Annotated in this window: 17 protein-coding genes, 3 pseudogenes and 1 other annotated feature; of the genes and pseudogenes, 19 read left to right on the forward strand and 1 reads right to left on the reverse strand. The window is 36.0% G+C overall.

The annotated features are described in order from the left end of the window. The 4 genes from H5R88_RS08560 to rfbD all read left to right on the forward strand — a co-directional run. Positions 1-477: sugar phosphate nucleotidyltransferase (locus H5R88_RS08560; protein ID WP_259393984.1), on the forward strand; the 477-nt coding region annotated here is incomplete at its 5' end. 12 nt (positions 478-489) lie between these two features. Further along, positions 490-1,071, forward strand: a complete 582-nt coding sequence (gene rfbC / locus H5R88_RS08565) for a dTDP-4-dehydrorhamnose 3,5-epimerase (protein WP_182600332.1) — start codon at positions 490-492, stop codon at positions 1,069-1,071. Between the two features lie 11 nt (positions 1,072-1,082). After that, positions 1,083-2,123 carry a dTDP-glucose 4,6-dehydratase gene (gene rfbB / locus H5R88_RS08570; RefSeq protein ID WP_182600331.1) on the forward strand — a complete coding sequence of 347 codons (1,041 nt, stop codon included), beginning with the start codon at positions 1,083-1,085 and terminating at the stop codon, positions 2,121-2,123. A gap of 146 nt (positions 2,124-2,269) precedes the next feature. Continuing rightward, positions 2,270-3,115, forward strand: a complete 846-nt coding sequence (gene rfbD / locus H5R88_RS08575) for a dTDP-4-dehydrorhamnose reductase (RefSeq protein ID WP_182600788.1) — start codon at positions 2,270-2,272, stop codon at positions 3,113-3,115. Between the two features lie 210 nt (positions 3,116-3,325). Here rfbD and H5R88_RS09895 read toward each other — a convergent pair. Continuing rightward, positions 3,326-4,242 (reverse strand): annotated as a pseudogene (locus H5R88_RS09895) (IS110 family RNA-guided transposase); the annotation flags it as partial. Positions 4,243-4,398: 156 nt separating this feature from the next. Between H5R88_RS09895 and H5R88_RS09745 the strand changes: the two are divergent. From H5R88_RS09745 to H5R88_RS08645, 15 genes and pseudogenes are all read left to right on the forward strand, one after another. Continuing rightward, a complete protein-coding gene (locus tag H5R88_RS09745) occupies positions 4,399-4,692 on the forward strand; it encodes a transposase (RefSeq protein ID WP_231824883.1) in 294 nt (97 codons plus the stop codon). Positions 4,693-4,720: 28 nt separating this feature from the next. After that, positions 4,721-5,014, forward strand: a complete 294-nt coding sequence (locus H5R88_RS09750; protein ID WP_231824882.1) for a hypothetical protein — start codon at positions 4,721-4,723, stop codon at positions 5,012-5,014. A 452-nt stretch (positions 5,015-5,466) separates the two neighbouring features. Continuing rightward, the gene (locus tag H5R88_RS09755; protein ID WP_231824881.1) at positions 5,467-5,850 is read left to right on the forward strand and encodes a transposase; all 384 of its coding nucleotides are present in this window, start codon (positions 5,467-5,469) and stop codon (positions 5,848-5,850) included. A 184-nt stretch (positions 5,851-6,034) separates the two neighbouring features. Next, positions 6,035-6,169 (forward strand): annotated as a pseudogene (locus tag H5R88_RS08590) (IS66 family transposase); the annotation flags it as partial. 248 nt (positions 6,170-6,417) lie between these two features. Next, positions 6,418-6,987, forward strand: a complete 570-nt coding sequence (locus tag H5R88_RS08595) for a sce7726 family protein (RefSeq protein WP_182600790.1) — start codon at positions 6,418-6,420, stop codon at positions 6,985-6,987. Positions 6,988-7,009: 22 nt separating this feature from the next. Beyond that, complete coding sequence (locus H5R88_RS08600) at positions 7,010-7,969, forward strand: beta family protein (RefSeq protein ID WP_182600791.1); 960 nt, start codon at positions 7,010-7,012, stop codon at positions 7,967-7,969. A gap of 30 nt (positions 7,970-7,999) precedes the next feature. Next, positions 8,000-8,617, forward strand: a complete 618-nt coding sequence (locus H5R88_RS08605; RefSeq protein WP_182600792.1) for a hypothetical protein — start codon at positions 8,000-8,002, stop codon at positions 8,615-8,617. 31 nt (positions 8,618-8,648) lie between these two features. Next, a complete protein-coding gene (locus tag H5R88_RS08610; RefSeq protein ID WP_182600793.1) occupies positions 8,649-9,437 on the forward strand; it encodes a hypothetical protein in 789 nt (262 codons plus the stop codon). 1,039 nt (positions 9,438-10,476) lie between these two features. Further along, positions 10,477-10,650, forward strand: coding sequence for a type II toxin-antitoxin system PemI/MazE family antitoxin (gene mazE / locus H5R88_RS08615; protein ID WP_231824879.1), 174 nt, complete (start codon positions 10,477-10,479; stop codon positions 10,648-10,650). A 68-nt stretch (positions 10,651-10,718) separates the two neighbouring features. Further along, positions 10,719-11,075 carry a type II toxin-antitoxin system PemK/MazF family toxin gene (locus H5R88_RS08620; RefSeq protein WP_182600794.1) on the forward strand — a complete coding sequence of 119 codons (357 nt, stop codon included), beginning with the start codon at positions 10,719-10,721 and terminating at the stop codon, positions 11,073-11,075. Positions 11,076-11,461: 386 nt separating this feature from the next. Continuing rightward, a complete protein-coding gene (locus H5R88_RS08625; RefSeq protein ID WP_182600795.1) occupies positions 11,462-12,115 on the forward strand; it encodes a hypothetical protein in 654 nt (217 codons plus the stop codon). 70 nt (positions 12,116-12,185) lie between these two features. Continuing rightward, positions 12,186-12,428: a binding site (T-box leader), on the forward strand. 53 nt (positions 12,429-12,481) lie between these two features. Then, positions 12,482-13,414, forward strand: a pseudogene (gene mmuM, locus H5R88_RS08630) (homocysteine S-methyltransferase). Then, complete coding sequence (locus H5R88_RS08635) at positions 13,407-14,810, forward strand: amino acid permease (RefSeq protein WP_182600796.1); 1,404 nt, start codon at positions 13,407-13,409, stop codon at positions 14,808-14,810. Before mmuM ends, H5R88_RS08635 begins: the two are co-directional and overlap by 8 nt. Positions 14,811-15,031: 221 nt before the next feature. Continuing rightward, the gene (locus tag H5R88_RS08640) at positions 15,032-15,565 is read left to right on the forward strand and encodes an NINE protein (RefSeq protein WP_182600797.1); all 534 of its coding nucleotides are present in this window, start codon (positions 15,032-15,034) and stop codon (positions 15,563-15,565) included. Between the two features lie 162 nt (positions 15,566-15,727). After that, positions 15,728-15,985 carry a hypothetical protein gene (locus H5R88_RS08645; RefSeq protein ID WP_182600798.1) on the forward strand — a complete coding sequence of 86 codons (258 nt, stop codon included), beginning with the start codon at positions 15,728-15,730 and terminating at the stop codon, positions 15,983-15,985. Positions 15,986-16,105: the final 120 nt, after the last annotated feature.

Consider the following 16,105-nt stretch of genomic DNA (forward strand, 5'->3'; position numbering starts at 1 on the left):
GTTTTTGGTTACCATGTTAACGATCCCGAACGCTTTGGTGTGGTCGACTTTGATGATCAGATGCATGCCTTATCGATTGAAGAAAAGCCAGCTCATCCCAAGAGTAATTATGCGGTGACTGGTCTTTACTTTTATGATAATCAAGTAGTTGATATTGCTAAAAATATCAAGCCATCAGATCGGGGCGAACTTGAAATCACTGATGTTAACAAGGAATACCTGCGTCAAGGTAAGCTCGATGTTAAGTTAATGGGTCGTGGCTATGCCTGGTTAGATACCGGTACCCACGATTCAATGCTCGAAGCAGCCAATTTCATTGCCACGATTGAAAAGCGGCAAAACTTAAAGGTGGCTTCCTTAGAAGAAATTGCTTATCGGATGGGTTACATTAATAAGGACCAATTAGTTGAACTGGCACAACCGTTAAAAAAGAATGATTATGGTCAATACTTATTGCGGTTAGCTCAACAGGACTAGGGAGAATAAATAATGGGAAAATTAAACGTTCAAACAACAAAATTACAAGACGTTAAAATTATTACACCAGCGGTCTTTGGTGATCACCGGGGCTTCTTTGAAGAAACCTACTCTGATCGTGACTTTAAGAATGCTGGGATTAACTTTAACTTTATCCAAGATAATCAATCACTTTCAACGCATGCTGGTGTTTTGCGCGGACTACACTTTCAACGCGGTAAAGCAGCCCAAACAAAATTAATCCGGGTCGTTACTGGGGCTGTCTTGGATGTCATTGTCGACTTACGAAAAGGTTCCCCTACATACAAGCAATGGGAAGGTTATATCTTGTCCGCAAGTAACCACCGCCAACTCCTGGTTCCGCGGGGCTTTGCGCATGGCTTCTTGACTTTAACTGATAACGTTAACTTTGTTTACAAGTGCGATAACTATTACGATGCGGAAGCGGATGGCGGGATTTCCTTTAAGACGCCGGAATTAAACATTGACTGGCCAATTGAATTTAATAAGGCTATTACTTCGGAAAAGGATGCCGCACAACCAACCTTAACTGAATTTGAAAAAGACAACCCATTTGTTTATGGTGAAATTTAAGCGAGGTCGTTATGGAAACTTTTAAGAATATTATTGTTACCGGGGGAGCCGGTTTTATTGGCTCCAACTTTGTTCACTATGTTGTTAACCACCACCCGGAAGTTGAACATATTACGGTGTTAGATAAACTGACTTATGCTGGGAATCCCGCTAATCTTGCTGGCTTGCCAAAGGATAAAGTTGAACTCGTAGTTGGGGATATTTGTGATCAGGACTTAGTTGATAAGCTGGTAAGCAAAGCTGATGCAGTTGTGCATTACGCGGCTGAAAGTCACAATGACAATTCTTTGATTGATCCCACTCCGTTCATTCAAACTAATATTGTGGGTACTTCAGTTTTAATCAATGCTTGTCGCAAGTATGACGTTCGTTACCACCATATTTCAACGGATGAAGTCTATGGCGATTTACCATTACGGGAAGACTTACCTGGTCATGGTGAAGGTAAAGGAGAAAAGTTTACTCCTGAATCTCCGTACCGGCCATCAAGTCCTTACTCTTCTTCTAAAGCGAGTTCAGACTTGTTAGTACGAGCTTGGGTTCGGTCATTTGGCTTACGGGCGACAATTTCCAATTGTTCCAATAATTATGGACCTTACCAACACATTGAAAAGTTCATTCCCCGCCAGATTACTAATATCTTAAGTGGCATTCGTCCTAAGCTTTATGGATCTGGTAAAAATGTCCGTGATTGGATTCATACTAATGATCATTCGCGGGCAGTTTGGGATATTTTGATTAAGGGGAAGATCGGTGAGACTTACCTCATCGGGGCCGATGGTGAAAAGAACAACAAAGAAGTCCTTGAAATGATCTTAGAGTTAATGGGTCAACCTAAAGATGCTTATGACCATGTTAAAGATCGTCCCGGCCATGATTTGCGTTATGCCATTGATGCAACAAAGCTGCGGACAGAATTAGGTTGGGAGCCCGAATTTACTGACTTCAAGACCGGTTTACAACACACGATTGATTGGTATACGGAACACCAAGATTGGTGGAAAGATGAAAAAGCCGCGGTTGAAGCAAAATATGCGAAAAACGGTCAATAAAAGATGAAAAGAGTCGTGTTATTCCCGAATTTAAGGAATGCACGACTCTTGTTTTAAGGACAACAGATGAATAACATGGAAAGAATATTGAAAGCTGTTGTCAATTTGATTATAACATTAATCAGGTTTAATTAAGGAGAAGACGAATGACAAAAATTTTAATCACTGGTGCTAATGGTCAACTCGGTTCAGAATTACGGAACCTATTAGATGAACGCGGAATTGCATATGACGCCTTTGATTCTAAGCAAATGGATATCACTGATCAAGCCGTTGTAAATGAAAAGATTAGTGCGCTTAAGCCGGAAGTGATCTATCATTGTGCCGCTTATACCGCCGTTGATAACGCTGAAGATGTTGCCAAAGACCTCAATTGGCAAGTAAACGTAGATGGTACGCGTAATGTTGCCGAGGCTGCTAAAAGAGTTGGCGCTAAGATAGTTTACATCAGTACTGATTATGTCTTTGATGGGACTAATGAAGGTGAGTATGAAGTTGACGCACCCACTAATCCACGAAATGAATATGGTAAAGCTAAACTTGCCGGTGAAAAAGCAATCCAGGAAACCTTAGCTGATTACTACATCATTCGCACATCCTGGGTCTTTGGTAAATACGGTAAGAATTTTGTCTATACGATGCTTCGTCTTGCCAAAGACCATGATCAGCTCACCGTCGTTAACGATCAGTTTGGTCGCCCAACATGGACTAGAACGCTTGCCGAGTTTATGACGTACTTAGTCGATCATAATCAGCCATTCGGTACCTACCAGCTATCTAACGAGAATAGTTGTTCCTGGTTCGAATTCGCCACCGAGATCTTAAAGGATGAAGACGTTGAAGTCGCTCCTGTGAACTCTTCAGCATATCCAGCCAAAGCTTACCGCCCTCGCCATTCAGTTATGAGCTTGAAGAAGGCAGAAGATACTGGCTTTGAGATTGTGGATTGGCAGACTGCGCTAGGTGAGTTTATGGGAGAATTTGAAGAGTAGTACCGAAAACCGGCTTGGATGCTGGTTTTGATGTGATATATTTTAAATACATATTTGAAAAATTATAAATTAGTCATGTGGTAATAAGTCAAGATGGAATTACCACTGTCTTGATTGCTTTGACCAGATTTTTGACGCACTTAAATAAGCCTTTGTTCCAAGGTGATTTTAAAACTAAGTGTCGAAAATCATTTTATCTTCCTATACCAATTACCTCTTTTCTTGATAAATTTGGTGATTTTTGAGTAGGAAGTAAATTACCCTGATTAATTTACGTGCGGTAAGAACGAGGGCTCGTTTAGAAGGAGTATGTTTACTTCTTTGTATTTACGCTGATAATACTCGCCAAAGACTGGATCGTGCATTCGAACTGGGTTGGCAGCTTCAACCAAGTAATAACGAAGATAGGTATTGCCAGTTCTCTTTAACGGTGTGTTATCACTAGTGTAACTTCCCGATTGCTTTTCTCTACAGGAAAGTCCAGCATATTTAGCTAATTTAGCTTCGTTGTCAATCGATCGATTTGACCAATTTCAGCTAAAATACCAGCTGCATAGACTGGTCCGATACCGGAAATTGAGCGTAGAATTTGTTCATCATCAGTTACTTTAACGACTTTCTCAATTGACTTATCGAGATCCTTAATCATCTTTTGAAATGCCTTAATCTCTTCAGCATAGACGGAGAGAACAGAGAACCGCGTCAACCGAGTTGGCTACGACTTTATCTAGCCGGTACGAAGACCGAACAGCCTTTTGAATTATTTTCGCTAAAGCTTCGGGGTCTGCGAAGCGACCTCGACCATGTTCAGCTAAATAGTCGGTTAAATCATTGATTGAGATATTGAATAAGTCATCAGTAGTCAGATCTTCAGTTAATAACTGCATCATGGTTGAACTAAATATAGAAGTATTAAGTTTCTCAGAGATAACAAGCTTATTGAGCTTATAGTATAAATTTTCAATAAAGTGTTGTTTAGCTCGAACCAGGCTTTGAACAATCTCATATCTAGAACGAGTTAAGCGCTGAAGAGCAATGTAATTTTCTTGACGAACAATTCCAACCGAATAATGACCAACACGTAAGTAATCTGCAATGTAATAAGCATCAATTTGATCATTTTTGGGGCTGTGACATAAGTCCCTAATAATAAACGGAGCTGAATGAAATCTTCGGATTTCATTCAGCTCCGTTTTCCTTTAAAATATAGATATGTTGAAAAAAGAAAAAGACATCGACTGACCCTCGATGCCTTCAATACCCTCGAAAAGATATACATAATAATGCAGAACAATTATAACATTAATCAACTTAGTTTGGCTATGGCAACTGACTATCAACCTGAAGAAAATCATCCAGCTTATTACATCCATCAACTGGTCGAAAACTTGGCAATTTCTAAGCCTAATATTATGGGACGACCACGTGAATATGATCCGAGAATGCTTTTGAAATTAGTCTTACTGGCCTATAGTTACGGCATTGTTTCTTGCCGAAAAATCGAAAGATTTGCTCGGGAAAAAATTGTCGCAATGTTTAACCCAAGAACAACGCCCCAATTATCGGCCAATTGCTAGATTTATTGTTTCCAAAGAACTAACAGAAATGATTCAAGCTAGTTTCAAAGAATTTCATGATTATCTTCAAAAGGCTGGGTTGATTGATGAAGCTTCTTTTATTGACGGTACTAAAATTCTTGCTAATACTAATAAGTATTTCTTCGTATGGAAGAAGCGTACTATCAAATATAGTGATTTGAATGTTGCCAAAGCACGGCATCTAATCAACGAAATGCAGCGCGAAATTTCCGTAGCTACGAATCTAGATGATTTTCAAATCGATGAATTAGATACCACAATCGCACTTTTAGAACAACGAATTGAAGAATTGGATAAGTAGGTCGACGAGACCGCTAAGGTTTCGCCTAACCCAGCCAAGTAAGAGCGCCGCCATGCTAAAAAATGCCTTCGTGCATTAGATCACTGTCGTCAAAAGAACTTAGAATATAAAATTCAAATCGCTACAGCCGGCCAATGCAATAGCTATTCTAAAATGGATCATGATGCTACTTTTATGCGATTAAAAGAAGATCTCATGCGTAATGGTCAAACCAAACCCGCATATGATCTTCAATTATGACCAATTCCCAATTTGTGCTTGGCTATAATCTTATGCAAAATCTTACTGATGCCAGAACGAAGTTTTGGGACGCAAGATCGTGGCTGATACTGGCTATGGTTCTGAACGTAACTATAAATATATTGAAGATCAATTGCCAGATTGTACAGTTCTTATTCTTTACGATGCTGAAAGAAAACAGTCGTAAATGGAAGTCTGATGATCGCAAAGTAATGAATTGGAAATACGACGCTCAAAATGCTTATTATGTCAATCCAGTTGGTGTTCGTTTTAATTTTAAGCGTTATGCTTACCGCAATGATAAGTATGGATTCCGTCGCGATTTCAAAGTATATCAGGCTGAAAAGAACGATGAAAATCATCATATTAACACTCAAGCATTAACTCTATATGGTAATACCAAATATATCATGGTAAATCCACAATGGGAGTATTTTAAGGCTAAAACACGTAAATCTCTTTCAAATTCCAATAATTATTCACGTCGTAAATACGATGTTGAAACCGTTTTCGGTAATTTGAAGGCTTATTTGGGTTTTACAAGATTCACAGTACGTGGTCTTAAAAAAACAAAGGACAAATTGGAATTGCCTTAATGGCATTGAATATTAAGAAGCCCCATCTTAGTTATCGATATTGCCAAAGTGTTTATTCGTTATGCTTGTTAGTTGGCATGATCTGGATTACTTTCCTAAAGGGCACTTAAGAGTAACGATCAATAATGCTTTAAAATTAAAGCCACGAGTATATAATAATTGAAGGTAGTCAAGTCTAACAAATAATCATGTTGAACAAGCAATTCGATCGACTATGCTCATTCGGAAGAATAGTTTATTTGCAAAAAGTATTACAGGAGCTCATGCTAATGCCATTTTCTGGACTTTGGCAGCCCATAACCCTATTTTAATTCAATAAATACTATTACATTTCAGCTATGTATTTTCTTCAATAAGTATTAATAAATCTGGTCGGTATTATGTTAAAATTAATTAAAGTTCATTCTAATGAAACTAATTGATATAGTACATATTAAATGTTATTTTTTGCTAATTATCTTAATTAAAAAGATAGAATTTATTCTAAACATTATTTAGGAATTAACTAGATCAAGTTATAGTAGTTATCAATATTAAGTTAATGAAAAATAGGCGTAAGGAACGAAAATGAAAGAAATATTAGACGATGTAATAATAAGAAGATTATTAATAAAAAGATTTTCAAGTTATAAAAATACAAAGGTTATTGAAGAACGCACTACATATTCTGGGAAAGTTAGAGCAGATATCGTAACTGTATCTAATAGGATATGTGGTTTTGAAATAAAAAGTGATAAGGATAATGTGAAGAGGCTTCCTAATCAGATAAAAGAGTATGACAAAAGTTTTGAAAAAAATTACATAGTGGTTGGTAATAAAAATAAAGTTAAAGTTATTCAAATGATTCCATCTTATTGGGGAATCATTTATATTAAGCATAAAAATAAAAGTGATTTTACCTTATCATTCTTAAGAAGAGCACGAATAAATCCAAATATAAACTTCACATCGGTTATTGGGTTAATTAATTCTACTACAATAAAAACAATTGTGAATAATAACTTTAACAATTATTTAAATGTTTCAAAAAAAGATATTAGGCAACTTTCGAAGTTTGATTTAATTTCATTGTTAGACAATACGTTAAATCAAAGTATGAAAAGGAAATTTTTAAAAATTATTAGAAGTGAACTATAGAAAGGGAGAAATAATTGTGTACATGCCTGTATTAGAAGATAAAAAAGGTGAAATTGATGCGATAGATAAATTATCTAATGTGGTAAAAGAAAATATATTACCACTTTTTTTCATCAATGTTCCTTCCGTAACACCTAGAGATAAGAACAAAATAGAAAATGAAGATAATGTAACAGCTGACAAAATTATTAACGAGAAACTTGAGACAAAATTACTAAAATTGTCAGGTCTGGGAATTAAGAGGATATTAATAGACATGACTAGGTGTAAAAATTTAGAGACTGTAATTCACTATATCATAAGTATGAAGCAACTAGATAATCTTGTAATTATAGACCATAATAACTTTAATAAAAAATCAAGTGATTATATTTATATTAGTAAGGATTACTTTAATTTACTTAATAGTAAGAAATTATCCAAATATAAGAATATAATATTTGATCTTCAATATATTGGTAAGTCGAACACACAAATCGTAATTAACGAAGCTATGGCCGCACTGAAAAATGCTAGTAAACATTCAAATATATTTTTAGTAAGCGGTGTTGTTCCTATTGCTGTTCCACATAATGCTCAACCAATTAATTCTGACGATTACAGGATTTTAAGATCAGAAAAAATAATTTTTAATGCAGTAAAAGAACAAGTAGATAAAAAAATGAAGTTAAATTATGGTGACTATACTACAGTTCCTCCAGAGAAATTTGAAAATGAAACTATTCAATATAGTAGTACACCAGTTCAAATAAAATATACAGAAGCTAATTATTATTATTTTTTTAGAAATGGTAAAAGAAGTGGTAAGTATAGCTATCTACCTAATTGTGAAAAAGTCAAAAAGCTTTCTAATTTTAATAAAGACCATTGTTGGGGAGATACATTTATATGGAATGATAAATGCCCTAGAAAAGGCAACACTACTCAGTGGGCAGCTGTAAGCATAAATCATCATATTACTTTATGCGCTAGAGAAAATTAAACTTTGATCTGATTATGAAGGAGTTTTTTTATGCATACCCTATTTATAAGTGGGAGTCTTTCTGTAAAAAGACTTCCGCTAAAGGTAGAAAAGGCAATTAATAGTACTATGCAAAATAAGTATCATATTGTTTTAGGAGATGCACGAGGAGCTGATAATCGTGTACAAACATACTTGAAAAGGCAGGACTATGATAAAGTAACCGTGTATTATATAAGAAAAGAGCCAAGATACTATTTAAATAATCTATGGAAAAAGAATCGGGTTCCAATAGATGAAACTGATGACAAACTATTTAAGAATGGGCGCTATACACAAAAAGCACAAATGCAGAAAGATTTTCAAATGTGTCTAGTTGCAACCAGTGGTTTAGTAGTTTGGAATGATATTGGAAAAAATAGATTTGGAAGAGAAGTAGTTAGTAAAGGTTCCTTAAATAATATTGTAAATTTACTAAGTCAAAATAAACCTGTTGGAATATATTATGTTCCTAAACCAGATGAAGGACTAATAAAAGTGAGAAATATTAGTGAGTTTGAAAACAAAGTAATTAATAGGCTGGTTGCACCTCAAACAAAAAAGTATTATTACTCTGAACTTACTAAAAATTATAAGAAATCTGATCAGCTATCATTGAAATTATATTGAACTAATAGAATAACATTTTCTGGGGGAGAATATGGAGTTAAAAGAAGTACGTAATGCTGATAAGGCTATTGCACTAGATTGGTATAAAAATGATAAAGATGATTATACAGAAATTGGAACTTTAGTTTATGAGGCAAAGTATAAATACGCAAAGAAAAACGCAGAGGTACCTAAAAGGTTAATTACTCAGATTAGTAATAAAATTATTAAATATTTAAATGAAAATCAGATAAATAAAAATTTTGATGGTATAATTCCTGTTCCTAGTTATGATCCACGTTTAAAAGCTAATAAGAATGGAAATGTTAAAATAATGTATCTAGTTGCTGAAGAGGTTGCTTCTGTACTTAAATGTCATTATTATTCTAAATTAGTTGAAAAAGTTACAGATAGGGAAGCAAAAAACAGTGAGTTAAGTCAAAGTGATTTTAAAGCAACACAGTATTCTGGAATAAATTATATTTTATTATTAGATGATTTGTATGGAGAAGGAAAGACAGCAAACTTTGTTACTTCTGCTATAAAAAAAGTTAATCCTGGTATACATATAATTTTTATTTCGTTAACTAGGAATAGATTTGGTGGTCTTGGGAAAAAGGTGGAGGGTACAATTGATTATCAAAAGGGAATTTCAGTGAGTAAAAATGGAGCTCAATATATATCACTAAGTTTTATTATTGATAATAATGAGAAAAGAGTTAATGTATTTAGTGATGAGCAGGGTTATGGAAAAATACAAAAATCTTATCAAGAAGGGAAGAATAGTATTCCTATTAGAGTGAAGAAGAGAAATAATGGTTATTGGAGGGTAGTTGAATAGACATATTTTGTAAATAGCTAATAATATAATTAGCGTTCAATCCCTAAAATCATGGATGTCGGCTCTTCGTAAAACACCCTAAAGTAGAAGATAGATAAAAGCATGACGATGTTTTTATCTATCTTTTTCTATATACTTAGATTGAGGTAAGGTTGACAGTACTTATGAATCTCTGAATTCGATCATCAAGCGGGCCTATATTATAATCTTTACTTGCAAAGTAGTTATGTCGTATTGTCGCCAAGTGTGGTTGGCTGCTAAGTTATCTTATCTAGCGGCGGATGCATCTTCGCTTACTATCCCAGTTATTTCTCAATATTGTGATGAAATTGAAGTATATAATCGTAGAATTGAAGTATGAATTAGTTAAACAAGCTACCAATACAAGAGAATCTTCGGTTATTTGTAGTATGTCTGGTACTGGCCCAATAAACTCTACTTTATTTTTAGGCTTCGTAGACAATTTAAATCGTTTTAGTAATTATAAGTAATTAAATGCCTTTATTGGGATTGATATTAGTCGTTATTATTCAGGAACGATTAATAAAAAAGAGTGTATTAATAGGCGTGGTAACAGTTATGCCCATCTAGTTGAGTTTGAAATGATTAGGAGTATGCTCAGAAACCAAAAGAGAATACAAAATCACTTGATTATTATTACAAACTAAAAGAGCCACCATATTTGAAGCATGACTTGGTGGCTCTTGTTGCATGTGCCAATCATCTAAATTGGACCATTATGCATTTGGTCTGCACTAGCCAAATGTATAACTATTCTAAAGCGTCTCATTAAATGATTACTGTACTTATAAAATTTTTAACTTCCCAAAATTAATGTTTTTGGAGAATCTTTAGTATACACATTTTTTACATGAAATAGTACTTGACAGATTATAAGAAGAAGTACTGATGAGAAAAAATAATTTTACAAAGTAGCTCGTGTCTCTTCGCCTGGGACATGAGCTATTTATGTCAATGTAATTACTTTTTTAATTACAAATGGCACAATAAAAGAAATCTGATGATAGGATGTGAGTATATGGATACTACAAAAGCTAAAATTCAAGGAAATGCATTAGTAGTAACGATCCCTAAGTCGCTAGGTGTTGAGCCCGGTACAGAATATCGGTTTAGTAAAGAATCTGATGGTTCATTGAAATTAACGCCAACTAAAAAAGTACCCGAAACCATGGCTGAACTTTTTAAGGGATGACATGGTAAATACGAAACACCAACTGATTTGCAAGATTGGGATAGCCATGATCCAGCAGGTGAAGAGTTGTGGTAAAGACGAATGAAGCTACTAAACTAAAACGAGGAAGTATTATTTATATTAACTTTGATCTTTCGGCAGGAGCAGAAATTCAAAAGCGGCGCCCAGCTGTAGTAGTTAGTAATGATATTCTTTCGGAAACTTCACCTTTTGCATGGGTAGTTCCCATTTCGCATGGCACTTTTAATGGTGAAGACTATCCTTTACACGTCCAATTAGATAATTGCATACAGACAGATGGAACGGTTTATGTTGAGCAATTAAAATCGTTTGACTTTCATCAACGCAAATGGCAATTTGTAGAAACAATGCCAGCTGATTTGTTTGAAGAAATCCAGAAAAAGGTTCAATTAGTGATTAAATGAGGTTATAAGTTTTGTCATGAAATAGGCATCCCCGTATTCTTCTAGAGTGAGGATGCCTTTTAATTTATCCAACATGCAAACAGGACAGGAAAACGTAAAGATATTCTTCTGGTACGTTGCAGCCTACTCTAACTTAATTTTACAAACAGTGATAAAATAATTGACAAGTTAAGCTCACAGTATTAGGCTTAACACAGTATTGAAAAGCAATATTTGTTTTTGTAGGGAGTAAGATTTCATCTTGCTTCTGATTTTTTTTATAATAGATATGTATTACCATTAGTCAAAAATAAAAATATGGAGGTACAACAATGTTATTCATTCATCAAACCGGTTTTGCATAAGTGGCCTAAGTTAATTGGGCCCTGAAAGGACTATTATGCAAAATGTTCAATTGTTATGTTATTCATGATTATATTTACAGTCATGATGACAAAGTATATATGTATTCTGAATTGGTAAAGGCACTGAATAATGCTAAGCCGCTAATAGATTTTACATTCTTTAGTACGGTGACTCTTTACCGAAATGTTTACAGTATTAAACGTGTAGTGTCAGGTGCTGGTTCCTACTTTGAAATTGATTGTGATAATTGCAAAAAAATTGAGGAACAAAAATTAAATGACTTGTACAAGAAAGCTAAGCAATGGTATGAGGTTGCTAAAGCGCATGAAGCTTGGGATGGCCAACTTAACTCCCTGGCTCAGTCAAATCAACTTGGTCAGGAAATACCAGTTGAAACGATTGTTAAGCCTTGCAAACCGTGGAGGCCAGTTCATTATTTGACTCCTCACTCTAGTAGTAGAATCAAGCATGGACGAGTTAATCATTCGATGAGTGCAAATGCCCGCTATACTCACCGCAAGCGCTTATCTGCAAGAGAGTTAAAAGACTATCCACTTACTCACTATAACCGTAAAGATCGTCGCCATTATTTTAGATTTCCAGTTTTTGACGATGACGAATACTTTACTGCTAAGCATTCGACTGGCTGGAAATATTCAACTAAGTGTCGCCATCAATATCAGATTCATTTATAAATTAAAATCACATTAAAAACACCCTTGATGAATTCGCTCTCGCTCGTTATACTAATCGTAATTTATATGAGAATTTGCTGAGATCGAATGAGTAACTAATGATAGAATTGTCAGAGAGCTGTGACTGGTGCAATGCAGTATTTCTAGAGTTAGTGAAGATGGTTCGTGAGCGATTGATCGGTGAATAATTAGCAGATCACGGCGTTGCTACCGTTACCCAAGCTGCAAATTTATTACTATGAATAAGTTTGTTTGAGTGCAGGATTTTAAGTTTCCTGAATTTGGGTGGTACCGCGTATTGATCGTCCCTTGAAAAGACTAGTTTCTTTTTGAGGGACTTTTTTTATTTACGAGGAGGGAATAAAGATGACAAAGATTACTGCAGAATTAACTAAACCATTATTAATTGACGGCGCAATGTCAACGGCTTTGGAGCAATTAGGGGCTGATACCAATAACTCATTATGGACGGCGAGTGTTTTAGCTAACCAGCCAGTATTAGTTAAAAAAGTTCACCAGGAATATTTTAAGGCAGGTGCCCGGTTAGCAATTACTGATACCTACCAGGCAAATGTTCCGGCATTCATAAAGAATGGTTATTCAAAACCAGAGGCCCATTCATTGATTCAGCGCGCAGTCGCCTTGGCTAAAGAAGCGCGTGATGGATATCAGCAGGAAACCGGTATTTATAACTATGTGGCGGGCGCGCTTGGTCCTTATGGTGCTTATCTTGCCAATGGGAGTGAATATACTGGTGATTATCACCTCAGTACAACCGAGTATCAACAATTTCATCGACCACGATTAACTGATATTTTAACGGTGGGCGTCGATGTGATTGCGATTGAAACTCAGCCACGTTTAGATGAAGTGTTGGCAGAATTGGACCTTGTCAAAGAATTAGCTCCTGATATCCTATGCTATATCAGTTTTTCGCTAAAGGATTCCACACATTTACCAGATGGGACAGCATTAGCAGTTGCTGCCCGTACCGTTGCGAAGTATCCAAATGTTTTTGCGGTTGGCGTAAATTGTATTCCATTAGAAGAGGTAACAGCCGCCATTGAGACAATCCATCAGGTGACTGATAAACCAGTTATTGCTTATCCTAATTCAAGTGCGACTTATGATCCGACGACAAAAACGTGAAGCTATCTCCACGGGCGTCGTGATTTGGTTGATTACTTACCACAATGGCTCGCGGCTGGATTAACAATTGTTGGGGGATGTTGTACTACTACGCCCCAAGATATTGCCATCCTATACAAGTACTTAGAAGGAGGTGGCCATCATGACTAAGAAAACACATTTAGCCCGTGAAATGAGTGCTCGTCATATTCAGATGATTGCGCTTGGTGGGGTGATCGGGACCGGTCTATTTCTGAGTTCTGGTTATACGATTCATCAGGCTGGGCCGTTGGGAACAGTGATCGCTTATCTTGTGGGAGCATTAATCGTCTATGCTGTCATGTTATGCTTAGGGGAATTAAGTGTTGCAATGCCTTATACCGGTGCTTTTCACGTTTATGCTAAAAATCTGATCGGACCTGCTACTGGGTTTACCGTTGCGATCCTTTATTGGTTAACCTGGACAATTGCGATGGGTTCCGAATTCACTGCAGCTGGCTTAATCATGAAGCACTGGTTTCCTCATACCCCCGTTTGGTGGTGGAGTTTGTTATTTATTGTGATTATTCTTTTATCCAACATTTTTACTGTTAAAGCATTTGCCGAAAGTGAATTTTGGTTTGCGGTGATTAAAGTGATTGCGATCTGCGCATTTATTTTGTTAGGGACTTTAGCAGTAATTGGGCTTATTCCCATTCAGGGTTACCACCATGCGCCCATGCTAACTAATTTTACTAGGGATGGGCTGTTTCCAGGTGGCTTTAGTGGCTTATTCATGACAATGTTAACGGTTAATTTTGCTTTTTCTGGAACTGAGTTAATCGCTATCACGGCCGGCGAAACTAAGCATCCTGAAAAGACCCTTCCTAAGGCCATTCATACTACTTTATGGCGATTGGTGATCTTTTTTGTCGGGAGCATGATTGTCATGGCTTCATTGATTCCACACCAAAAAGCCGAGGTAACGCAAAGTCCATTTGTCTATGTTTTTAGTCAACTTGGCATCCCCTATGCTGCTGATTTAATGAACTTTGTCGTCCTCACCGCGATTATTTCTGCCGCTAATTCCGGGTTATACGCTTCAACCCGGATGTTATGGTCATTAGCTAATGAAGGAACAATTCCGGCTGTGATTGCCAAAACTAATAGGCGCGGGATTCCTGTTTTCGCACTGCTCTTAAGTATGCTTGGTGGGGTTTTAGCTTTACTTTCGAGCATTTATGCGGCGGGAACTGTCTATCTAGTCTTGGTTTCTATTTCTGGCTTGGCGGTTGTCTTTGTGTGGATTGCGATTTCCTTATGTGAGCTCACTTTCCGACGACGCTTTTTAGCTGCTGGTCACCAATTAAGTGAGTTAAAGTATCGCACGCCATGGTACCCAATCGTTCCGTGGTTTGCGTTTATTGCTAGTAGTCTTTCTTGTATCCTAATTTGGTTTGATCCCCAACAACGAATTGCCCTATATTGTACAATTCCCTTTGTAATTGTTTGTTATGGCGCTTATTATTTACAGGCAATCTGGCGGAAATATACGGCAAAGAGAAGGGTTTCAACAATAGTTAAGTAGCGATAAAAAAGTGATGATTAAAAATTTATGACGGATAGTAAAATGTATGGGAATAATTTTTCATTTGATTATAAAATTGGCTTATATTTCGATCTATCCCACCAAAAACAGTGGTAGAGAAAGTACGAAGAATCTGGTATAATCTACCTTATCGGGGCTCAGTCAACGCAATACGCTGGTTGAGCTTTTCTTTTGGATAAATAATGGAGGAGTTATTAGTAATGGTAAGTATCCTTGACAAGTCAAAATTGACTGATAAAGAATTATTGATTTTTAATCAAGAAGTGGCTGATCGGAAAAAGAACCCAGTCATTGCCTATTTATTATGGTGGTTTACAGGATTTATGGGTGGTCATCGCTACTACTTTGGTAAGTATGGATCAGCGATTGCCATGACCCTTATTTTCTGGTTATTAGTTTGGCTATTTGGCCTTGGTCTCATCATAACGGGAATTTGGGCCTTGGTTGATGTTTTCTTAATTAGTGGTTGGCTAAAGCGCGATAATGAGGAAGTATCGAAAGAAATATTTGATGAACTCATGATGAAACATCAGTATATGGCAGCTAATCAAGCTGAAAACGTTTCTTCACCAGCTCAGCAGGCCGCGCAACCTGTTGAGACGAATGGGGATGATGAGCAGGAATCACCGGCTGATTCTACAGTGACACCGCGGTTCTGTCCTAATTGTGGATATCAACTAGATAGTTCCATGACCTTTTGTCCTGAATGTGGGACTAAAATTGCAAATAGTTAAAGGGTAAGTAAATTTTATAATCTCTAGGAGTGATTTCTTAAAATATTGCAATCAATTTACAATTGCGAAAATCCCTTAAAATCTTATTCTTCCTGTTGTAGAATATATGCAATTATTTTAAGAACTATTCGTCACTATCAAATTTATATTAGGAGATGGAACATGCATTCACTATTTTTACTACAGTTGATTCAAGCAGTTTTAGTAGCAATCCAATTATTTACCATTTTTTCAGCCAATAGGGTTAAGCGAGAATGGTTAACTGTTAGCCAGCTTTGTATCGCGATTATACTCTTAGCCGACTTATTTTCAGAATTGATTTTCTTTAGTTATACAAGTGTCCTTACTGGCTGTGTATTATTCCTCCAGGTATTCTTGCTTCCAATATTTTGGAAACAGTTAAAGGCATTTGAAGAATAAAGGTAAAAAATAGTAATTCATTGACCATTTTTAATATTAGCTTGACTTTTTTTAATTGATTGTTTAATATACTAAACAATCAATTATACGAAAGGAGATCGAATTATGAAAACACGTTAT

Source organism: Limosilactobacillus agrestis, assembly GCF_014145585.1.
Lineage (GTDB): Bacteria > Bacillota > Bacilli > Lactobacillales > Lactobacillaceae > Limosilactobacillus > Limosilactobacillus agrestis.

Bases quoted from the DNA above. Each gene is read 5' to 3' on its own strand.
- rfbC (WP_182600332.1), top strand. From the start codon at position 490: ATGGGAAAATTAAACGTTCAAACAACAAAATTACAAGACGTTAAAATT.
- rfbB (WP_182600331.1), top strand. From the start codon at position 1,083: ATGGAAACTTTTAAGAATATTATTGTTACCGGGGGAGCCGGTTTTATT.
- rfbD (WP_182600788.1), top strand. From the start codon at position 2,270: ATGACAAAAATTTTAATCACTGGTGCTAATGGTCAACTCGGTTCAGAA.
- H5R88_RS09745 (WP_231824883.1), top strand. From the start codon at position 4,399: ATGCAGAACAATTATAACATTAATCAACTTAGTTTGGCTATGGCAACT.
- H5R88_RS09750 (WP_231824882.1), top strand. From the start codon at position 4,721: ATGATTCAAGCTAGTTTCAAAGAATTTCATGATTATCTTCAAAAGGCT.
- H5R88_RS09755 (WP_231824881.1), top strand. From the start codon at position 5,467: ATGAATTGGAAATACGACGCTCAAAATGCTTATTATGTCAATCCAGTT.
- H5R88_RS08595 (WP_182600790.1), top strand. From the start codon at position 6,418: ATGAAAGAAATATTAGACGATGTAATAATAAGAAGATTATTAATAAAA.
- H5R88_RS08600 (WP_182600791.1), top strand. From the start codon at position 7,010: ATGCCTGTATTAGAAGATAAAAAAGGTGAAATTGATGCGATAGATAAA.
- H5R88_RS08605 (WP_182600792.1), top strand. From the start codon at position 8,000: ATGCATACCCTATTTATAAGTGGGAGTCTTTCTGTAAAAAGACTTCCG.
- H5R88_RS08610 (WP_182600793.1), top strand. From the start codon at position 8,649: ATGGAGTTAAAAGAAGTACGTAATGCTGATAAGGCTATTGCACTAGAT.
- mazE (WP_231824879.1), top strand. From the start codon at position 10,477: ATGGATACTACAAAAGCTAAAATTCAAGGAAATGCATTAGTAGTAACG.
- H5R88_RS08625 (WP_182600795.1), top strand. From the start codon at position 11,462: ATGTTCAATTGTTATGTTATTCATGATTATATTTACAGTCATGATGAC.
- H5R88_RS08635 (WP_182600796.1), top strand. From the start codon at position 13,407: ATGACTAAGAAAACACATTTAGCCCGTGAAATGAGTGCTCGTCATATT.
- H5R88_RS08640 (WP_182600797.1), top strand. From the start codon at position 15,032: ATGGTAAGTATCCTTGACAAGTCAAAATTGACTGATAAAGAATTATTG.
- H5R88_RS08645 (WP_182600798.1), top strand. From the start codon at position 15,728: ATGCATTCACTATTTTTACTACAGTTGATTCAAGCAGTTTTAGTAGCA.